The sequence below is a fragment of the Actinomycetospora chiangmaiensis DSM 45062 genome (assembly GCF_000379625.1).
GTDB classification, from domain to species: domain Bacteria; phylum Actinomycetota; class Actinomycetes; order Mycobacteriales; family Pseudonocardiaceae; genus Actinomycetospora; species Actinomycetospora chiangmaiensis.
This window is the reverse complement of record NZ_KB903240.1, coordinates 394,522-412,106: the sequence shown is the minus strand read 5'-3', so window position 1 is coordinate 412,106 and position 17,585 is coordinate 394,522. Positions and strand designations below refer to the sequence as shown.

Annotated in this window: 17 protein-coding genes; 10 read left to right on the top strand and 7 right to left on the bottom strand. The window is 72.7% G+C overall.

The annotated features are described in order from the left end of the window. Positions 1-6 precede the first annotated feature (6 nt). Entirely contained in the window at positions 7-1,008 is a 1,002-nt protein-coding gene (locus A3CO_RS0119000) for a LacI family DNA-binding transcriptional regulator (RefSeq protein WP_211214507.1), read from the bottom strand. A gap of 203 nt (positions 1,009-1,211) precedes the next feature. Between A3CO_RS0119000 and A3CO_RS0118995 the strand changes: the two genes are divergently transcribed. The 4 genes from A3CO_RS0118995 to A3CO_RS0118980 are packed head-to-tail and all read left to right on the top strand — an operon-like array spanning position 1,212 to position 5,601. Continuing rightward, positions 1,212-2,606, top strand: a complete 1,395-nt coding sequence (locus A3CO_RS0118995; RefSeq protein WP_018333828.1) for an ABC transporter substrate-binding protein — start codon at positions 1,212-1,214, stop codon at positions 2,604-2,606. A gap of 31 nt (positions 2,607-2,637) precedes the next feature. Continuing rightward, positions 2,638-3,594, top strand: coding sequence for a carbohydrate ABC transporter permease (locus A3CO_RS0118990; protein WP_026204769.1), 957 nt, complete (start codon positions 2,638-2,640; stop codon positions 3,592-3,594). Beyond that, positions 3,594-4,475 carry a carbohydrate ABC transporter permease gene (locus A3CO_RS0118985; protein ID WP_018333826.1) on the top strand — a complete coding sequence of 294 codons (882 nt, stop codon included), beginning with the start codon at positions 3,594-3,596 and terminating at the stop codon, positions 4,473-4,475. Before A3CO_RS0118990 ends, A3CO_RS0118985 begins: the two co-directional genes overlap by 1 nt. 46 nt (positions 4,476-4,521) lie before the next feature. Further along, entirely contained in the window at positions 4,522-5,601 is a 1,080-nt protein-coding gene (locus A3CO_RS0118980; RefSeq protein ID WP_026204767.1) for an ABC transporter ATP-binding protein, read from the top strand. 49 nt (positions 5,602-5,650) lie between these two features. Here the strand turns inward: A3CO_RS0118980 and A3CO_RS0118975 are convergent, their stop codons facing one another. Next, on the bottom strand, positions 5,651-5,881 hold the full coding sequence (locus tag A3CO_RS0118975; RefSeq protein WP_018333824.1) for a hypothetical protein: 231 nt from the start codon (positions 5,879-5,881) through the stop codon (positions 5,651-5,653). Positions 5,882-6,145: 264 nt separating this feature from the next. Here A3CO_RS0118975 and qcrB point away from each other — a divergent pair, with 264 nt between their 5' ends. Continuing rightward, positions 6,146-7,801 carry a cytochrome bc1 complex cytochrome b subunit gene (gene qcrB / locus A3CO_RS0118970; RefSeq protein ID WP_051086009.1) on the top strand — a complete coding sequence of 552 codons (1,656 nt, stop codon included), beginning with the start codon at positions 6,146-6,148 and terminating at the stop codon, positions 7,799-7,801. 16 nt (positions 7,802-7,817) lie between these two features. On the opposite strand, the gene A3CO_RS0118965 is transcribed toward qcrB, so the two are convergent. Continuing rightward, positions 7,818-9,323 (bottom strand): mannitol dehydrogenase family protein, encoded by a 1,506-nt coding sequence (locus tag A3CO_RS0118965; protein WP_026204766.1) that lies wholly within the window; start codon positions 9,321-9,323, stop codon positions 7,818-7,820. Positions 9,324-9,428: 105 nt separating this feature from the next. On the opposite strand from A3CO_RS0118965, the gene A3CO_RS38265 reads away from it, so the two are divergent. Next, positions 9,429-9,566, top strand: coding sequence for a hypothetical protein (locus tag A3CO_RS38265; protein WP_018333821.1), 138 nt, complete (start codon positions 9,429-9,431; stop codon positions 9,564-9,566). Between the two features lies 1 nt (position 9,567). Here the strand turns inward: A3CO_RS38265 and A3CO_RS0118955 are convergent, their stop codons facing one another. Beyond that, the gene (locus tag A3CO_RS0118955; RefSeq protein WP_033414696.1) at positions 9,568-10,308 is read right to left on the bottom strand and encodes an SDR family oxidoreductase; all 741 of its coding nucleotides are present in this window, start codon (positions 10,306-10,308) and stop codon (positions 9,568-9,570) included. 35 nt (positions 10,309-10,343) lie between these two features. Here A3CO_RS0118955 and A3CO_RS0118950 point away from each other — a divergent pair, with 35 nt between their 5' ends. Both A3CO_RS0118950 and A3CO_RS37075 read left to right on the top strand, forming a co-directional pair. Next, entirely contained in the window at positions 10,344-10,823 is a 480-nt protein-coding gene (locus A3CO_RS0118950; RefSeq protein WP_084682055.1) for a bile acid:sodium symporter, read from the top strand. Beyond that, the gene (locus A3CO_RS37075) at positions 10,820-12,895 is read left to right on the top strand and encodes an acyl-CoA dehydrogenase family protein (protein WP_018333818.1); all 2,076 of its coding nucleotides are present in this window, start codon (positions 10,820-10,822) and stop codon (positions 12,893-12,895) included. Before A3CO_RS0118950 ends, A3CO_RS37075 begins: the two co-directional genes overlap by 4 nt. A gap of 3 nt (positions 12,896-12,898) precedes the next feature. Here the strand turns inward: A3CO_RS37075 and gad are convergent, their stop codons facing one another. Next, complete coding sequence (gene gad / locus A3CO_RS0118940; RefSeq protein ID WP_018333817.1) at positions 12,899-14,302, bottom strand: glutamate decarboxylase; 1,404 nt, start codon at positions 14,300-14,302, stop codon at positions 12,899-12,901. Positions 14,303-14,409: 107 nt separating this feature from the next. Between gad and A3CO_RS0118935 the strand changes: the two genes are divergently transcribed. Continuing rightward, positions 14,410-15,489 carry a CHAD domain-containing protein gene (locus tag A3CO_RS0118935; RefSeq protein ID WP_026204765.1) on the top strand — a complete coding sequence of 360 codons (1,080 nt, stop codon included), beginning with the start codon at positions 14,410-14,412 and terminating at the stop codon, positions 15,487-15,489. A 25-nt stretch (positions 15,490-15,514) separates the two neighbouring features. On the opposite strand, the gene ppk2 is transcribed toward A3CO_RS0118935, so the two are convergent. Next, entirely contained in the window at positions 15,515-16,468 is a 954-nt protein-coding gene (gene ppk2, locus A3CO_RS0118930; protein WP_018333815.1) for a polyphosphate kinase 2, read from the bottom strand. An 88-nt stretch (positions 16,469-16,556) separates the two neighbouring features. On the opposite strand from ppk2, the gene A3CO_RS0118925 reads away from it, so the two are divergent. After that, positions 16,557-16,985, top strand: a complete 429-nt coding sequence (locus tag A3CO_RS0118925) for a PaaI family thioesterase (protein ID WP_018333814.1) — start codon at positions 16,557-16,559, stop codon at positions 16,983-16,985. Here A3CO_RS0118925 and A3CO_RS33130 read toward each other — a convergent pair. Beyond that, entirely contained in the window at positions 16,960-17,571 is a 612-nt protein-coding gene (locus tag A3CO_RS33130; RefSeq protein ID WP_018333813.1) for a rhomboid-like protein, read from the bottom strand. The two genes, A3CO_RS0118925 and A3CO_RS33130, sit on opposite strands and share 26 nt — an antisense overlap. Between the last annotated feature and the right edge of the window lie 14 nt (positions 17,572-17,585).

Below are 17,585 nucleotides of genomic sequence, written 5' to 3'. Positions count from 1 at the left end.
CCATGCTCACACGCGGCAGCCGCAGCTCTCCCGGATCCGGAACGACGGCGGGAGGCGCAGCACCTCCAGCGGGGCCTCGGGGTGGGCCCGGCGGCGCAGCAGCAGCCGGACCGCCTCGGCGGCGATCCGGTCGAACGGCTGCGCCATGACGGTGAGGCGCGGGGAGAACAGGTCCGCCCACGCGAAGTCGTCGAAGGCCACCACGGCGACGTCGTCGGGCACCCGCGCCCCGGCGTCGCGCAGGGCCGCGATCACCCCGATCGTCATGCTGTTGTTCCCGACGACGACGGCGGTGGGCGGCTCGGGCAGGCCCAGCAGCCCGGCCATCGCGGCGCGGGCGGGTTCGCTCGCGGACTCGCCGGAGACCTCCAGCGTGGGGTCGCGCGGCACCCCGGCGTCGTCGAGCGCGCGGCCGAACCCGGCGCAGCGCTCCTCCGTCGTCGTGAGTCCCTCGAGGCCCGCGACCAGGGCGATGCGGGTGTGCCCGTGCTCGACGAGGTGGCGGGTGAGCGTCGCGGTCGCGTCGTGGTTCTCGCTGCCGACCTGGTCCAGCGCGGCGGCCCGGCCCTCGGCGGAGAGCCGGTCGAGCAGCACGGTCGGGACCTCGTGGCGGGCCAGGTACTCCAGCGCGGCGCCGGGGCGTGCCGACGGCGCGAGCACCACCCCGTCGACGCGGTGGTGGTGCAGGCGGGCGACGACGGTGCGTTCGTACTCCGGGTCCTCGTGGGGGTCGACGAGCAGCAGCGTGTAGCCGGCGGCGGCCGCGGCGGACTCGGCCGAGGAGAGCAGCTCCCCGAAGTAGGGGTTCGAGATGGCCGAGAGGACGAGACCCAACGTGGTGGTCCGGTTGGTCGCGAGCGAGCGCGCCACGGTGTTCGGCGTGTAGGCGGTCTCCTCGACCGCGGCGAGGACGGCGGCGCGGGTATCGGCGCTGACCGCCCGCGTGTTGTTCAGGACGTGCGAGACGGTGGCCGTCGAGACGCCGGCACGCCGCGCGACGTCCGCCATCGTGGTCACTCGTGGACCCTCTCCTCCGCCGCCGTTGCCCTGCCGCATGATGCCCGGTGCCGGGCGCCGGGGGGAGCAGTGAATTCCGAGGTCGGTCCCGGATGTACCGGTCAAGCGCTTGCGTCCGCACGCTTCGGGGTCCTACCGTCGCCCGACGTGACGTCGGCGTGAACCACGTCACTCGACCGGGACGGGGGCAGGCCGTGCGGAGACCGACGACGGGACGACGGGCCGGACCCCACCGGGGACGTCGCCGACCGGCGCTCGCGCTGGTCGCGACGGCGCTGCTCGCCCTGGTGGCGGGCTGCTCGGGCGCGGGGGCCCTCGGCGCCGCCGACGGCGCGCAGACCGTGACCGTCGCGATCGTGTCCAACCCGCAGATGAAGGACGCGATCACGCTCTCGCCCGAGTTCGAGCGGGAGAACCCCGGCATCCGCCTGCGGTTCGTCACGCTCTCGGAGAACGAGGCCCGGGCCAAGATCACGGCGTCGGTGGCCACCGGCGGCGGCGAGTTCGACGTCGTCATGATCTCGAACTACGAGACCCCGCAGTGGGCGCAGAACGGGTGGCTCACCGACCTCGAGCCCCTCATGGCGCAGACCCCGGGCTACGACCGGAACGACTTCCTGCCCACGGTGCGCGACGCGCTCTCCTACCAGGGCCGGATGTACTCGGTGCCGTTCTACGCCGAGTCCTCGTTCCTCATGTACCGCACCGACCTGTTCGCCCGGGCCGGCCTGACGATGCCGGCGCAGCCCACCTGGCCGCAGGTCGCCGACGCCGCCGCCCGCCTCGACGACCGGCAGCGCGGCGGCAGCACCGCGGGGATCTGTCTGCGGGGCAAGCCCGGCTGGGGCGAGATGATGGCGCCGTTCAACACGGTGGTGAACACGTTCGGCGGCCGCTGGTACGACCCGCAGTGGAACGCCCAGCTGACCAGCCCCCAGTTCGAGCAGGCGACGCAGTTCTACGTCGACCTGGCGCGCAACCACGGCATCGCCGGCGGGTCCCAGGCGGGGTTCTCCGAGTGCGGCACCGCGTTCGGCCAGGGCAACGTCGCGATGTGGTACGACTCGACGTCGGCCGCGGGCACGGTGATCAACCCCGAGGAGTCCAAGGTCGTCGGCAAGGTCGGGTTCGTGCCGGCCCCCGTCCTCGCGACGCCGAGCTCGGGCTGGCTGTACTCCTGGTCGCTCGCCATCCCGAAGACCTCGCCGCGGGTGGACGCCGCGTGGAAGTTCATGAGCTGGATGACCTCGAAGCAGTACGTCCAGCTGGTCGGCAACCGGCTCGGCTGGGAGTCCGCACCCCCCGGGTCCCGGACCTCGACCTACGACAGCCCGCAGTACCAGCAGGCCGCCGGGGCCTTCGCCAACACCGTGCGCGACGCGATCGTCCGGGCGAACCCGCAGCAGCCGACGGTGGAGCCGGTGCCCTACCAGGGCGTGCAGTTCCTCCGGATCCCCGAGTTCCAGGACCTCGGCACCCGCGTGAGCCAGCAGCTGAGTGCCGCGATCGCCGGGCAGATCACGCCCGCCGAGGCGCTGGACCAGTCCCAGAAGTACGCGACGACGGTGGGGGAGAGCTACCAGCGATGACAGAGGAGACGCAGCGGAGCGGAGCCCGACCGTGACGGCCGTGCAGGAACGACCGAGAACCCCCTCCGGGCCGCCACCGGCACCGGGACAGACCCCGACGCGCTCGGCACGGGCCGAGGGCTGGGTGCGCCGCGCCCCGCTCCTGCCGGCCCTGGTCTTCACGATCATCGTCACGCAGATCCCGTTCCTGCTGACGATCTTCTACTCGCTGCAGTCGTGGAACCTGGTGCGCCCGGGCTCCCAGCAGTGGGTGTGGTTCGACAACTACGTCAGCGTCTTCCAGGACTCGCAGTTCCGCGGGGTCGCCCTGAACACGGTGATCATGACCCTCGGGTCGGTGCTGATCGCGGTGGTGCTCGGGCTGGTGCTCGCGCTCCTGCTCAACCGGCACTTCGTCGGGCGTGGCGTGGTGCGCACCCTGCTGGTGACGCCGTTCCTCATCACGCCCGTCGCCGCCGCCCTGCTGTGGAAGACGACGCTGCTGGACCCGACCTACGGCCTGGTCAACTTCGTCCTGTCGCCGTTCGGCGTGGGCGAGGAGGCCTGGATCTCGGACTTCCCGCTGGCGTCGGTGATGGTCGCGCTGATCTGGCAGTGGACGCCGTTCATGATGCTGCTGCTGCTCGCCGGCCTGCAGTCGATGCCCACCGACCAGATCGAGGCCGCGCGGATGGACGGGGCAGGCGCCTGGGCGATCTTCCGGGAGCTGACGCTGCCGCACCTGCGCCGCTTCATCGAGCTGGGCACCGTGCTCGGCGCGATCTACCTGGTGAACACGTTCGACGCGGTCTACATGATCACCCAGGGCGGGCCGGGCACCGCGTCGGCGAACCTGCCCTTCTACATCTACCAGCGGGCGTTCCTCGGCTTCGACATCGGCCAGTCGGCCGCGATGGGCGTCGTCGTCGTGGTCATGACGATCATCGTCGCGACCTTCGCGCTGCGGCTGGTCTTCCGCAGCTTCGGCGCCGCCGAGGGGAGCCACTGATGACGATCACGACCGAGCGCGGGGCGCGGGCCGCCTCGTCGGGACCCGCGGACGACGAGCCGCGGCGCTCCCGACGGACGGGGCCCGTCCTGCTGACCACGCTGACGTGGATCCTCGGGATCGGGTTCTTCTTCCCGGTGCTCTGGATGGTGCTCACCGCGTTCAAGACCGAGGGCGACGCCCAGTCCAGCCCGCCGACGTTCGTGTTCAGCCCGACGCTCGAGCAGTTCCGGACGGTGTTCGACGCGGGGATCGGGCCCTATCTCGCGAACTCGCTCGGCGCGACGGTGATCTCCACGGTGCTCGTGCTGCTGCTGGCCACGCCGGCGGCGTTCGCGCTGTCGCTGCGTCCGGTGGAGAAGACGCAGGACGTCCTCTTCTTCTTCATCTCGACGAAGATGCTGCCGGTGGTCGCGGCCATCGTCCCGATCTACGTCGTGGTCAACAACCTGCGGTTGCTGGACAACATCTGGACGCTGATCGTCCTCTACACCGCGATGAACCTGCCCATCGCGGTGTGGATGATGCGCTCGTTCTTCCTCGAGGTCCCGGTCGAACTGCTCGAGGCGGCCTCGATGGACGGGGCGTCGCTGATGCGCACGCTGCGCGAGGTGGTGCTGCCCATCATCTCGCCGGGCATCTTCGCCACCGCGCTGATCTGCGTGATCTTCTCGTGGAACGAGTTCTTCTTCGCGGTCAACCTCACGTCGGCGAACGCGGGCACGATGCCGACGTTCCTCGTGCAGTTCGTGACGTCGCAGGGGCTCTATTTCGCGCAGCTGTCGGCAGCCGCGACCCTGGCCGCACTCCCGGTGATCCTCGCCGGGTGGGTGGCGCAGAACAAGCTGGTGCAGGGTCTGTCGTTCGGCGCGGTCAAGTGAACGGACACGTAGCGCAGCGGAGCTGGACCAGTGAAGGAGCCAGGACATGGCCGAAGTGGTGTTCGACCGGGCCTCGCGTATCTACACGCCGGGCGCCACGCCCGCCGTCGACGGGCTGAGCCTGACGGTGGACGACGGCGAGCTCGTGGTGCTCGTCGGACCGTCGGGTTCGGGGAAGTCCACGGCGCTGCGGATGCTCGCGGGGCTCGAGCCGATCGACGCGGGGCACCTGCGCATCGACGGGCGCGACGTGGTGGACGTGCCCTCGAAGGACCGGGACATCGCCATGGTGTTCCAGAGCTACGCGCTCTACCCGTCGAAGACGGTGTGGGACAACATGGCGTTCCCGCTGAAGATGCGCGGGATGGACAAGGCGGAGCAGGCGCGGCGGGTGAACGAGGCCGCGGAGATCCTGGGTCTCACCGAGTACCTCGACCGCAAGCCCAAGGCGCTCTCCGGCGGTCAGCGGCAGCGGGTCGCGATGGGCCGGGCGATCGTGCGGGAACCGCAGGTGTTCCTCATGGACGAGCCGCTGTCCAACCTCGACGCCAAGATGCGCGTGCAGACGCGCGCGCAGATCGCCGGGCTGCAGAACCGGCTCGACGTCACGACCGTCTACGTCACCCACGACCAGGTCGAGGCGATGACGATGGGCGACCGGGTCGCCGTGCTGCGCGACGGGCGGCTGCAGCAGTACGCCACGCCGTCGGAGCTCTACGACCACCCGGTCAACGCCTTCGTGGCCGGCTTCATCGGCTCGCCGGCGATGAACCTGCTCGACCTCGGCCGTGCCGGCGACGGGGTGCGGCTCGGCGACGTGGACGTCCCGCTGCGGCGGGAGGTGCGCGACTCCGCGGGCGACGCGTCGACGGTGACGATCGGCGTCCGCCCCGAGGACCTGTCCCTCAGCGACGGGGACGGGGTCAAGGCGGTGGTCGACGTGGTCGAGGAGCTCGGCAGCGAGTCCTACCTCTACGCCCACCTGGCCGACGACGAGGCGACGACGCTGGTGGTGCGCGGCCCGGGCCGCACCCGGGTCCGCTACGGCGAGACGATCGCGGTGCGGGTCGACCCCGAGGCGGTGCACGCCTTCGACAGCGCCTCGGGGGAGCGGCTGGCGTCCTAGCCGTTCCCGACGGCGGGTGCGGGCACCCGGCGTCGGGAACGGCAGAGGGTCAGCCGTGCAGGTCGGTCCACTGCACGGCCACGCCGCGGCGGTGGTGCTCGAGGCGGCGCAGGCGGCGGCGGGCCTCGTGGGTCAGCCCGTCGATGCGGTCGAGCAGCTGGTTGAGCTCGGCGGTCTCGGAGTCGATGAGGGCCTCGCGGGCCTGCTCGGTCTCGGGCCACCGGGGGGTCGGGCTGGAGACGAACGGGGTGTGCTCGGTGGCGGCGTCGGGGACGGCCACGTCTTCTCCTTCACGGGTTGCGATGCACGGTCGTGGCCGGCGGGGCGGTGCCTGCCGCCGGCCACTGAATCGTTCAACACGCTAGCACGCAGACCATTCCCACCGGTTGCGATCGGTCCCGGCGCGGCGCACGATCGAACCTTCCCGACCGGGGGTTGACCGTCCGCACAGCCCGTGGTGCAGGCAGAGTCCGCGCCCGGAGCCGTCGATCTCGCCCCGGGCGCGGCCACGGGTCCTCCCGTGTCGCGGCGGAAGGCCGGGCGCATGCCACCTCTCAGGCGTACGACGTCCCCGGGACAGCGGTTGCTCGCTGTCGCGGCCGACGAGATCGACAGCCGGTACCACCCGGCCGGCCCGCTGCGCCGGCAGATCAACAAGGTGTTCCCGACCCACTGGTCGTTCCTGCTCGGCGAGGTGTGCATCTACACCTTCATCGCGCTGCTGCTCTCGGGCACGTGGCTGGCGATCTTCTATGACCCCTCGATGGCGGAGTCGACCTACGAGGGCGTCTACGCGGGGGCGCGCGGGATCGATGCCAGCCAGGCCTGGATCTCGACGGTGAACATCTCGATGGAGGTCCGCGGCGGGCTGTTCGTGCGGCAGGTCCACCACTGGTCGGCCCTGCTGTTCGTCGCGGCGATGATCGCGCACATGGCCCGGACGTTCTTCACCGGCGCCTACCGCCGCCCGCGGGAGGCGAACTGGATCCTCGGCGTCGTGCTGCTGCTGGCCGGCATGATCGAGGGCTTCGTGGGCTACTCGCTGCCCGACGACCTGCTCTCCGGCACCGGCCTGCGGACCGGTCTCTCCGCGATCATCCTCTCGATCCCCGTGATCGGCACGTGGCTGCATTGGGCGATCCTCGGCGGCGAGTACCCCGGCACGATCATCATCCCGCGCCTCTACATCGTCCACGTCTTCCTGCTGCCCGGGATCATCCTCGCCGTCATCGGCGTCCACGTGGCCCTCGTCTGGTTCCAGAAGCACACGCAGTTCCCGGGTCCCGCGCGCACCGAGCGCAACGTCGTCGGCGTCCGCATCCTGCCCACCTTCGCGACCAAGGGCGGCGCGTTCATGATCGTGAACATCGGCGTCATCGCGATCATGAGCGGCGCCTTCCAGATCAACCCGATCTGGAAGCTGGGCCCGTACGACCCGACGAAGGTCTCCGCCGGGTCCCAACCCGACTGGTACATGGGCATCTTCGACGGCGCCGTGCGGCTGTGGCCGTCGTGGGAGCTGTACCTGGGCCGCTACACGGTCCCCGCGATCTTCTTCCCCGTCGTCGGGATCGGGCTGATGATCGGCCTGCTCGCGCTGTGGCCGCAGATCGAACGCCTGGCCACCCGGGACGGCGCGCACCACAACCTGCTGCAGCGTCCGCGGGACGCCCCGGTGCGCACGGCGACCGGGATGATGGCCTTCTTCGTCTACTTCTGGCTGCTCGTGGCCTGCGGCAACGACATCATCGCCTACGTCTTCGACATCTCGTTGAACGCGATGACCTGGGCCGGCCGCATCGGCCTGGTCGTCGGACCGCCCGTCGTCTACGTCGTGACCTACCGGCTCTGTCTCGGGCTCCAACGGCTCGACCGGGAGGTGCTCGAGCACGGCATCGAGACCGGCGTGGTCAAACGCCTCCCGCACGGCGAGTTCGTCGAGGTCCATCAGCCGTTGGCCGTGGACGGGGCGGGCCGGCCGCGGGAGCTGGCCTACCAGGGCGCCCCGGTGCCGCGGCGCATGAACGACCTCGGCGCGGCCGGGGCGCCGCTGTCCGGCGGGTGGTTCCGCCCCGACCCGGCCGAGCAGCAGCACCCGGAGGTCGGCGGCGACCCCCTCGAGGTCGAGCCCCGCGACGACCGCACCGGGCAGGCGCCGGCGACCGCGGGTGCCGGGCGCCCGCGGCCGGACGACGCGTGAGCGCACCCGTGACCCACTAGGCCCCGTCGAGGACCGCCCGCAGGGCCGCCCGGGCCCCGTCGGTGTGGAGCCGGTCGAGGTGGCGCCGGTAGGCGGCGGTGAAGCGGTCGTCGTCGGCGAGGTCGCCGAACAGCGAGGGGTCCTCGAGGAACGCCAGCGGCTCGTCCGGGTAGCGCCGGGCGGCCGCGGTGCGCTCGTCGGCGCGGCCGGTGTCGACCACCTCGATCGGCTCGCCGGCCTCGTCGACCCCCTCGGCGTACCGGGCCCACGCGGCGACGATCAGGGCGGAGCGCTCGATCTCGCCGTCCTGCTCCAGGTTCCGGCGGATCACCGGCACCAGCCACGGCGGGATGCGGTCCGACGACTCCGCGGCGAGCCGGGCGAGCGTGTCGCGGATCTCGGGGTTCGCGAACCGCTCGATCAGCGTGGTCTTGTAGTCGTCGAGGTCGACCCCCGGGACCGGTAGCAGCGTCGGGGTGGCCTCGCGGTCCATGTAGCCGCGCACGAAGCGGACGAACTCGTCGTCGGCGCAGACCTCGTGGGCGTAGCGGAACCCGGCGAGATAGCCGAGGTAGGCGATGGCCTGGTGTGAGGCGTTCAGCAGCCGGAGCTTCATCAGCTCGTAGGGCTCGACGTCGTCGACGACCTGGACCCCGGCCTCCTCGAACGCAGGGCGGCCCGCCGCGAACCGGTCCTCGAGCACCCACTGCGTGAACGACTCGCACACCACCGGCCAGCCGTCGTCGACCCCGAAGCGCTCGGCGAGCTCGCGGCGGTCCTCGTCGGTGGTCCGCGGGGTGATCCGGTCGACCATCGAGTTGGGGAACGGGACCTCGCGCTCGATCCAGTCGGCGAGGTCGTCGCCGGTCCGTTCGTCCCGCTCCCGCGCAAATGCCGTGATCATGCGGTGCGCGACGTCGCCGTTCCCGGCGATGTTGTCGCAGCTCATCACCGTGAAGGGCCCGGTGTCCGCCGCGCGACGCCGGCGGAGGGCCTCGACGAGGAAGCCGAACGCGGACCGCGGCACGGTGTCGACCTCGCGGGCGATGTCGTGGGCGACCGACTCCTCGGAGCCGTCGAACTTCCCGGTCGCGGTGTTGACGTGGTAGCCGCCCTCGGTGACGGTCAGGCTCACGATGCGGGTCGCCGGGTCGGTCAGGCGTTCCAGCACCGCGTCCGGGTCGTCCGGGGCCACCAGGTAGTCGACCATCGAGCCGATCACGCGCGGCTCCCGCGACCCGTCGGCGTGCTTGAGGACGAGCGTGTAGAGGTCGTCCTGGCGCTCCAGGACCGCGCCCATCGCGCGGTCGGCGTCGAGCACCCCGACCCCGCAGAGCGCCCAGTCGTGGTCACGGCCGGCGGCGAACAGCCGGTCCAGGTACATGGCCTGGTGCGCGCGGTGGAACCCGCCCACGCCGATGTGGACGATCCCGACCGCGAGGGCGTCGCGGTCGTAGTCCGGCACCGGGACCGAGAGCTCCGGCAGCGAGGCGCGGTTCAGGGCCACAGCGTCGGCGCACATGGCTGCACCCTAGGAGCGCAAGCGCTTGCCGTCACGGATCCTCGTTAGTCGATCACGGGCCGCGGGGCAGCCGCCCCCGTCGATGACGACCACGAGGAGAACCCGATGAGCGAGCAGCCCCGGCCGCAGTCCGACTCCGACGACGAGCACGCCCGCAAGGAGGTCAACCCGGACCTGCACGGGCAGGCCAAGGACGTCGAGGAGAAGCGCGCGAACGACGACCCGGAGACCACCGGCGCGTGAGTCAGCGGCCGCCGGTGACGTCGAGGACGCTGCCGGTGGCGTAGGACGCGTCGTCGGAGGCCAGCCACACGATCGCGGCGGCGATCTCGTCCGCCGTGCCCGCCCGACCGAGCGGCACGGCCGGCCCGAGACGCCCGGCGCGGTCGGGCTGGCCCCCGCTCGCGTGGATGTCGGTGTCGATGATCCCGGGCCGCACGACGTTGACCCGGATGCCCTCGCCGGCGACCTCCTTGGCGAGCCCGAGCCCCAGGGTGTCCACCGCCGCCTTCGACGCCGCGTAGTCGACGTACTCGCCCGGCGACCCGAGCCGCGCCGCGGCCGACGAGACCAGGACGATCGACCCGCCGTCGTGCCCGTGCGCGGTCGACATGCGCCGGACCGCCTCGCGGCAGGTGACGATCGTGCCGGTGACGTTGGTGGTGAGCATGCGTTCGACGCGGTCGACCGTGAGCTCGTCCACCCGGGTCTTCTCGCCCACGATCCCGGCGTTCGCGACGACGGCCCCGAGCGGGCCGAGCGTCGTGGTCGCCTCGACCGCGGCGATCACGTCCGCCTCCACGGCGACGTCCGCCCGCACCGCCGCCGCGCGTCCGCCCTCGTGCTCGATGGACGCGACGACCGCGGCGGCGGCGTTCTGGTCCGACCGGTAGGTCAGGCACACCGCCCAGCCCGCGGCGGCCGCCCGCCGTGCGGTCGCCGCGCCGATCCCTCGGCTGCCTCCGGTGACGAGCATGCTGCGCATGCGGTGGATCATCTCGCGCGCGCTTCCCGGCCGCGCTGGTCGGGCTCCCGGACGAGCGGACCCCTGGCGGGCTCCAGGGCCTCGCCCGTCACCGCCGCGTCCTCGGACTCGTCGACCGTGGCTCGATCCTGCTGGTCGTGTACTCCGCCTTCGGGGAGGGCGTGGTCGACGGCGTCTGGCAGCGGACCTCGGTCGCCTCGCTACTCGCCCTGGTCGGCCTCGAGGTCGTGCTCCTGGCAGTGGTCCTGGTCGCGACGTGGCACGCCGGGCGGCTCTTCTCCCTGTCCCGGGAGGACCGCGTGACGATCATGTTCTGCGGCTCGAAGAAGTCGCTCGCCTCCGGGTTGCCGATGGCCGGCGTGCTCTTCGCCGGACCCGTCGTCGGGCTGATCGTGCTGCCGCTGATGCTCTACCACCAGCTGCAGCTCATGGTCTGCGCGGCGCTCGCGCAGCGACTGGGCCGCGAGGTCGGCGATGCTCTCCCGGTGACGACCCGGCAGGAGGCCCACCGATGACGTCGTTCGTCCCCGAGATCCGGCTGCCCGAGGGGGCGGAGAAGCTCCGCGCCGAGGTGCGTGCCTTCCTCGACGCCGAGCGGGCCCGCGGCACCGTGCTCGACCGGCCCGACTCCTGGTTCGCCGGGTGGGACCGGGAGTTCAGCCGTCGGCTGGCCGCGCAGGGCTGGGTCGGGATGACGCTCCCGCCCCAGTACGGCGGCGGGGGACGGTCGCCCCTGGATCGCTACGTCGTCATCGAGGAACTGCTCGCGGCGGGCGCCCCGGTCGGCGCACACTGGGTCTCCGACCGCCAGGCCGGCCCCTCGATCCTCGCGAACGGCACCGACGCGCAGCGGGAGCACTACCTGCCGGCGATCACCCGGGGCGAGTGCTTCTTCTCGATCGGGATGAGCGAGGAGGGCGCGGGTTCCGACCTCGCCGCCGTCGCGACCCGTGCCGAGACCGGCGACGACGGCGTCACCCGGCTCACCGGCGTCAAGATGTGGACCGGCGGCTCGCACGTCAACGACGCGGCCATCGTGCTCGCCCGCTCCGACGCCGACGCCGGGTCGAAGCATGCCGGGCTCTCGCAGTACCTGATCGACCTGCACGCCCCCGAGGTCCGCGCCGAGCCGATCCGCCTGCTCACCGGCGAGCACCGCTTCAACGCCACGCACCTCGACGGCGTGCCGGGCGACCCGCTCGGACCCGAGGGCTCGGGGTGGGCGCAGGTCACCGGCGAGCTCGCGCAGGAGCGCAGCGGCCCCGAGCGGTTCCTCTCGACGTTCCCGCTGCTCACGGCCCTGTTGCGCCACGGCCTTCCCGACGCCGGGGCGGGGCGGGTCGGGCTGCTCGTCGCGCGGCTCGCGTCGCTGCGCCGCCTGTCCCTTGGGGTCGCGAGCGCCCTGGAGCGGGGGGAGTCGCCGGACGTCGCGGCCGCGCTCGTGAAGGACCTGGGCACTCGCTACGAGGGCACGGTCGTGGAGGAGGTGCGGGCGCTGTCCCCGGTGGTCGCCGACCCGTCCGCGCCGGTGGGGTCGCTCGCCGAGGTGCTGGCCCTGGGGATCGGGCACCTGCCCGCCTACACGCTGCGCGGCGGGACGAACGAGATCCTGCGCGGCATCATCACGAAGGGGCTGGGCGCGTCGCCGGAGCAGGACGCCCCGACGCTCACGCTCGACCCCGGGGCGTCCGTGGCCGAGCAGGTGACCGTGGTCCGCGCGCTCGGCGCCGGGGTCGCCGACGGCCCGACCGTCGAGGACCTCGTCGCCCGGCGCGTGCTCGCCGCGGCCGGTCAGCCGGTCCCGGACGGCCCACTCACTGTCGCGTTCGACGACCGCATCGTGGTGCGGGACGCCGACGACGGGCAGGTGGTGCTGGACGGCGAGCTCACCCGGGTGCCGTGGGGGCGGTCCGCGCCGACGGTCCTGGTCACCCGCGGCGCCCACGGCCCGTTGCTGGTCGTGCTCGAGGCGGGCGGACCCGTCGTCGGGAAGGGGTCGCACGGCGCCGGAGGCGAGGAGCCCGAGGTGACCACCCCCGTCGTCGGGAAGGGACAGAACCTGGCGGGGGAGCCGCGGGACACGCTCACCCTGCACGAGCTGACGGCGGCGGCGACGCCGCTCGACCCGGACGCGGCGCAGGACGGTCGGTACCGGCTGGCGCTGCTGCGGGCGGCGCTGATCGCGGGCGCGGCGCGGCGGGCGAGCGAGCTCGCGATCGACCACGTCCGCACCCGCGAGCAGTTCGGGCGGCCGCTCGCGAGCTTCCAGGCGGTGAAGCAGTCGGTGGCCGAGCTGGTCGAGGAGGTCGCGCTGGTGGAGGCCGCCGTCGCCGTGGGCGCGGAGCGGGGCGGGGAGTTCGGCGTGGGGGTCGCGAAGGCGCAGGCCTCGGCGTCGGTCGCGGAGATCACGCGGATCGCCCACCAGCTGCACGGCGCGATCGGGTTCACCGAGCGCAGCGCCCTGCGGCACGCGACGACGCGGCTGTGGTCGTGGCGCGACGAGGACGGCGACGAGCGCGCCTGGGCCGGGCGGCTGGGCGCGCTCGCCGTCGGGACCGACGACCTCTTCGCCCTGGTGACCGGCTGAGGGCTACCGGCCGGTGTGGGCGAAGGAGCTGTCCTCCTCGGCGGTGCGGATCGACTCCTTCTGCCGGTCGAGCCGGCCGAGGACCGTCCGCAGGTCGTCGAGCAGCTGCGAGGCGAGGGAGTGGGTGAAGCCGTTGCGGATGACGAGGCGGAGGACCGCGAGGTCGGTCCGGTCGGCGGGGAACGTGTAGGCCGGGACCTGCCAGCCGTGCTCGCGCAGCCCGGCGGAGACGTCGAAGACGCTGTAGTGCGTCACGTCGTCCCGGAGGCGGACCGCGAAGACCGGCAGCTCGTCGCCGTGGGTGAGCAGCTCGAACGGGCCGAGGTCGGCGATCCGGTCGGCCAGCCTCGTCGCGACCTCCCGGCAGTGCTGCTGCACGCGGGTGTAGCCGTCCCGGCCGAGGCGCAGGAACTGGTAGTACTGCGCGGCGACCGGCGCGCCCGGGCGGGAGAAGTTGAGCGTGAAGGTGGCGAGCTCGCTGCCGAGGTAGTTGACGCGGTAGACGAGCTCCTCGGGCAGGGCCTCGGTGTCCTGGAAGGCCACCCAGCCCAGTCCCGGGTAGACGAGCCCGTACTTGTGCCCCGAGGTGTTGATCGAGGCGACGCGCGGCAGGCGGAAGTCCCACACGAGGTCGGGGTCGAGGAACGGCGCGACCATCGCCCCGGAGGCACCGTCGACGTGGACGGGCACGTCGGGCCCGCCGTCGGCGGCGAGCCGGTCCAGCGCCGCGCAGATGTCTGCGACGGGCTCGTAGCTGCCGTCGAAGGTGGAGCCGAGGATCGCGACCACGCCGATCGTGTTCTCGTCGACGTGCTCGAGCGCCGAGGCCGCGTCGAGGTGGAAGCGGTCGCCCGACATCGGGACGAGGCGCGGCTCCACCTCGAAGTAGTTGGCGAACTTGTCCCAGCACACCTGGACGTTCCCGCCCATGACGATGTTGGGCCGTCCGGTCCCCGCACCCCGGGCGATCCACCGTCGCTTGAGGGCGAGCCCGGCGAGCATGCAGGCCTCGCTCGACCCGGCCGTGGAGGTGCCGGGCGCCGTCGTCGGGTCCGGGGCGTGCCAGAGGTCGGCGAGCATGCGCACGCACCGCTGCTCGAGCTCCGCGGTGCGGGGGTACTCGTCCTTGTCGATCATGTTCTTGTCCGCGCAGGACGCCATGAGCGCGGCGGCGTGCGGCTCCATCCACGTGGTGACGAACGTGGCGAGGTTGAGCCGGGAGTTGCCGTCGAGCATCAGCTCGTCGTGCACGAGCTGGTGGGCGACCTCGGGGTCGAGCTCGTGCTCGGGCAGCCGGGTGGAGGGCATCGTGCCGGGCTCGGCGGTGAAGGTGGGGACGAGCGCGGCGTCGAGGCCGCTGCCGGCCCGGGGGGTGCGGGACGGCGTGGCAGGGTGGGTCACGACCATGATCGTGGCCCGACGGGGCGAACGTCGCGGTGAACAGTCGCCGACGTCGCGAGATCGGTACGTCGCGGTCGGTGCCCCTCCTGCTCGGACGGGGTACAACGGCGCTCGTGGGATCCAAGACCAAGGCCGCGTCCGTGACCGCCTCGACGCTCGTCCTCGCCGCGCTCCGGGAGCGCGTCGCCGCCCTCCACGCCGCGGTGGAGTTCGAGACCGACGAGCCGGTGCCGACGCTCGACGACACCGAGGTCGCCGCGTCCTCCGACGGCGCTCCCGACACCGACGCCGGGCAGGACGACGACGGCGGCACGTCGGTGACGGTCCCCGCCGCCCCGGAGGAGGTGCCGGACGCCGACGCCTCCGACGACGAGGACGACGACTCCGTGGTCGCCGCCGGCGTCGACGTCGAGGGCCTCGCCGAGGTGCTGGCGGAGCTCGACGCGGTGGTGGCCGGGTTCGCCCCGCTGATCGAGGGGCCCGACGTCACGCCGCTGCGGGCGGAGCTGGCCTGGGCCCGGGCGATCGTCGACGAGGCCCGCGGCCTGGAGGACACCGTCGACGTGCTCGAGGACCTGCTCGGCGGCCTCGACCCGTCGCTGCGTCTCGGCCCGGTGGAGCAGCGGCTGCGCCTCGTGGTGTCGGCCCGGACGACGGAGCGGCGCGACGCGGTCGCGACGATGCTCACGCAGCCCGAGTGGTCGAGCCTGGTGGAGCACGCCGACCGGCTCGTGCTGACCGCCCCGATCGCGGGCAGCAAGCCCAAGCACACGGCGAAGGTGCTGGCCTCGGCGCTGACCGCCGCGGACGAGGCCGCCCGGCAGGCCGCCGATGCGGCCGTCGCCGAGGCCCGCGGGTCGGACCGGGCGGGCGACCCGCAGCTCGCTCCGGTGATCTCCGCCGCCACCACGGTGGCGACGACCGCCCACGTCACCCAGCCCGTCCTCGGGAAGGACGCCCGCAAGCTCGCCCGTGCCGCCGAGGCGCTGGCGGCGGCCCTCGTGGAGCGGCGGCGCAGCGAGGCGGCCGCGCACTGGCTGGTGGACCTCGCCGACCTCGCGCACCGCGCGGGCGAACCGAGCTTCACCTACGGCGTGCTCCACGTCGGCGCCCGCACCCGCCGGGAGCTGGCCGACGACGCGCTCGAGGCTGCCGTCACCGCCTACACGAAGCCGAAGCTGCACAAGCTGTAGGCGGGCGGGCGCCGCTGCGGGGGATTCAGCGCAGCGGCGGCGCGTGCCGCTCGCCCGCCTCCTCGCCGTGCTCGAAGAGCTCGGAGGCGGGCCCGACGACGGCGGGGTCGGGCGCGTGGGCCACCTCCGGGTCCTTCTCCGGGTAGTCGAAGCGGTGCAGGACGTGGCGGATCGCCTCGAGCCGGGCCCGCTTCTTGTCGTTCGACTTCACCACCGTCCACGGCGCGTCGGCGGTGTCGGTGTAGAAGAACATCGCCTCCTTCGCCGCGGTGTAGTCGTCCCAGCGGTGGATCGAGGCGAGGTCGTTGGGGGAGAGCTTCCAGCGGCGCACGGGGTCGACCTGGCGGATGAGGAACCGGGTGCGCTGCTCGGACTGCGACACCGAGAACCAGAACTTGAGCAGGTGGATCCCGCTGCGGACCAGCATTCGCTCGAGGTCCGGCGTCTCGCGCATGAACTCCAGGTACTGGCGCGGCTCGGCGTAGCCCATGACGCGTTCGACGCCCGCGCGGTTGTACCAGGAGCGGTCGAACAGCACGATCTCGCCGGCCGAGGGCAGGTGCACCACGTAGCGCTGGAAGTACCACTGTGTCCGCTCGCGCTCGGTCGGCTTCTCCAGCGCGACGACGCGGGTGCCGCGCGGGTTGAGGTGCTCGGTGAACCGCTTGATCGTCCCGCCCTTGCCCGCGGCGTCCCGGCCCTCGAAGAGCAGCACGATCTTCTGCCCGCTGTCCTTCACCCACGCCTGGAGCTTGAGCAGCTCGATCTGCAGCAGCCGCTTCTGCTCCTCGTACTCCTTGCGGTCCAGTCGCCGGTCGTACGGGTAGCCCTCGCGCCAGGTGTCGACGACCTGCCCGTCGGGCCCCAGAAGGGTCGGGTCGTCGTCCTCGGCTCCGTCGGTGTCGACGGAGAGCTGCTCGATGGGCACTCCCGCGAGGTCGGAGAGCTCGTCACGGTCCGGTGTCACGGTCGCGATCATGGCCCGAGGAGGTGGCCGTCAGGTGAACGTCGGCCGGGGGTCGCCTCACGGTCACGTTCCCGACGACGGGTCGGGTCAGGCTGGGGCCATGCCCCACCTCCTCAGCGGAGATGCCCTGCTCGCCCGCGCCGAGGCCGCGCTCGCCGTGGCGCTGCCCGACGCCCTCGGGCTCGAGTTCGTCGACTCGGCGGACCCCCTGCAGGGCGTGGCCTTCGAGGTCGCCGGGATCGCCGTCACCCCGGCGGCGACCCTGCACGCCTCGGCGCTCGCCGCGGCGCTCGAGCTCGCCGGCTACCTCGCCGTCCTCCCGACGCTGACCGCGGCGGAGCACGCCGTGACCCACCAGATCTCCACCCAGTACCTCCGGGCGGCGACGGTCGGGCAGCGTGTGCGCGTCCGCGCGGAACTCGCCCGCCGGACCCGGACCCTCGCCTTCGTCGGTGTGAGCGCGGAGCGCGAGGTCGACGGCGTCGTCCTCGCGCAGGGGCAGATCACGAAGTCGATCGTGGAGTTCTGAGGAGCGTCGCGGCGAGGCCGAAGCCGATCGTGGCCGCGAGCAGGTGCCCGACCGTGGTGAAGTCGGGGAGCAGCCCGTACCAGTCGGCGTCGGAGATGGGCCAGCCCACGACGAACACCACCCAGGGCGCCCACAACCATCGCGGCAGCGCGACGACGGCCCCGGCGAGCGCGGCCTCGGCCCCGTAGGAGATGCCGACGTCGACGGCGGCCCGGGTGTCGTCGGGGTAGCGACCGGCGCGGATGGCGGCGATCAGTATGAGGGCGGTCAGCAGGGTCGCGCCCACGTGGCCCGTGAGGAACACCGTGGCCGCCCGCCCCGCCCCACGGTGCGCCTCGATCCACCACAGGGCGCCGCCGATGCCGAGCCAGAGCGTGATCACGAGCCCCGGGTCGAGCAACGACCCGTCGGTGACCACGGCGCTCCCGACCAGCGAGCCGACCGGGTGGTGGCCCAGGTTGTCGAGGTTCGTCGAGAGCCAGGCGACAGCGGTGTCCGCCGCGGGGGAGAAGGTGAACCACGCGTGCGCGGCGAGCAGGACGACGAGGAACCCGCAGGTCCACGGGCCGCGCCGGACGTAGCTCACGGTGCGAGCTTCCC